Source organism: Herminiimonas sp. (assembly GCF_030645555.1).
Taxonomy (GTDB): domain Bacteria; phylum Pseudomonadota; class Gammaproteobacteria; order Burkholderiales; family Burkholderiaceae_D; genus Oxalicibacterium.
This window is the reverse complement of sequence record NZ_JAUSME010000110.1, coordinates 1-1700: the sequence shown is the minus strand read 5'-3', so window position 1 is coordinate 1700 and position 1700 is coordinate 1. Positions and strand designations below refer to the sequence as shown.

General features: G+C 54.2%; 1 protein-coding gene and 1 pseudogene. One reads left to right on the top strand and one right to left on the bottom strand.

Annotation, left to right across the window (positions count from 1 at the left end):
• Positions 1–246 (bottom strand): annotated as a pseudogene (locus tag Q7T06_RS04490) (isocitrate lyase); the annotation flags it as partial.
• 551 nt (positions 247–797) lie between these two features.
• On the opposite strand from Q7T06_RS04490, the gene Q7T06_RS04485 reads away from it, so the two are divergent.
• The coding region (locus tag Q7T06_RS04485) for a DEAD/DEAH box helicase (RefSeq protein WP_304780894.1) at positions 798–1700 on the top strand (903 nt) is incomplete at its 3' end.

The following is a 1700-nucleotide window of genomic DNA, read 5'->3' as shown; positions in this document are numbered from 1 at the left end:
ACCGGCCTTGACCTGTTGCATCGCCTGAGTGCCGGTCAGGGCGCCCAGCGTATTGACGAAAGGCTCGTTATTACACATCTCCCACAGTTTTTCCGCGCCGCGCTGGGCCAGCGTGTGACGGATCTGCAGCGAACCGCGCAGACGGACCACGTCTTCCGCGGTGTTGTTGCGCTTGATACCTTTACAGCGCGGATTTTCGGCCCACTCTTTGTTCAATGTCTGAATTTGCTGTTCACGGCTAGTCATGATCGTCTCCTTAATTAAATGCTGGGAATAACAGAAACAAGAAAAAACTTGCGTTAATCATAGGTTATTTTATGCGCCGCAACAATGTCTTATATAAGATATTTTAATAAAAAATAATCCTTATTTATCAATGGCTTATATAGCATTTTTCTGTATGTGGAATGATATTTCGCTCACCGAAATAGAAATATGTTGCGACGCATAATGAATTTTTCATAATGTGAAGTGCGATCTTCTGTCATGAAATATCGGCCTGAATATCGACCGATTGCGCGCCCGTTTTTCATGCACGCATATCGCGTATGCAATTTGTTCAATTGGAGTGAGCAGCCGATCAGGAAGATGGGATGAGGAAAACAGCGTGCGCAGCGCCTGTGCGCGCGTCCTTGCAGCGGCTGGATGCCTCAGATACCGGGCTGGGATAAGAATTTGTCGGGCTGAGCCACAGTGGTGGCGATGAATTATTTAGTGCCCCCGCACCATGCTACTTTTCATCTAACTGCCCGCGCCTGTTAGACTGCGTGTCCTTTTCCAGCAATGCGCAGCCCATCATGAATCCAAGTTCCTTCTCCACCCTCGCCCTGTCCCCTGCCATCCTGAGCAATCTCGATGCGCTCGGTTATCACGAGATGACGCCGATACAGGCGCAGAGCCTGCCGGTGATACTGGAGCGGCGCGACCTGATCGCGCAAGCCAAGACCGGCAGCGGCAAGACGGCTGCTTTCGGCATCGGCATGCTGCAGAAACTCAATCCGACCTGGTTTGCGATACAGGCGTTGGTGATATGCCCGACGCGCGAACTGGCCGACCAGGTATCGAATGAATTGCGCCGCCTGGCCCGTTTTGCCGACAACATCAAGGTGCTGACGTTATGCGGCGGCGCGCCGATGCGGCCGCAAATTGCATCGCTCGAGCATGGTGCGCATATCGTGGTCGGCACGCCAGGCCGTCTGCGCGATCACATCAGTCGCAACACGATCAATTTATCTACTGTGCAAACGCTGGTGCTGGATGAAGCCGACCGCATGGTCGACATGGGATTTTATGAAGAGATCTCCGGCATCGTCAGCGCCTGCCCGGCACGTCGCCAGACGCTGCTGTTTTCTGCCACTTACCCGGACGATATCCGCAAGGCCAGCGAGCAATTCCTGCGCGACCCGGTCGAGGTCAAGGTCGAGGCGCAGCATGACGACAGCCAGATCGAACAACGTTTTTATGAAGTCGGTTACGACGAGCGCAATGCGGCAGTGGCGACGCTGCTGAAGCATTACCGGCCTGTCTCTACGCTGGCCTTCTGCAATACCAAGATCCATTGCCGCGAACTGGCAGCCGAGTTGCGTGCGCAGGGTTTCAGCGCGCTGGCTTTATATGGCGAGCTGGAACAGCGCGAGCGCGATGAAATCCTGGTGCTGTTCGCCAATCAGAGCTGCTCGGTATTGGTGGCCACCGACGTT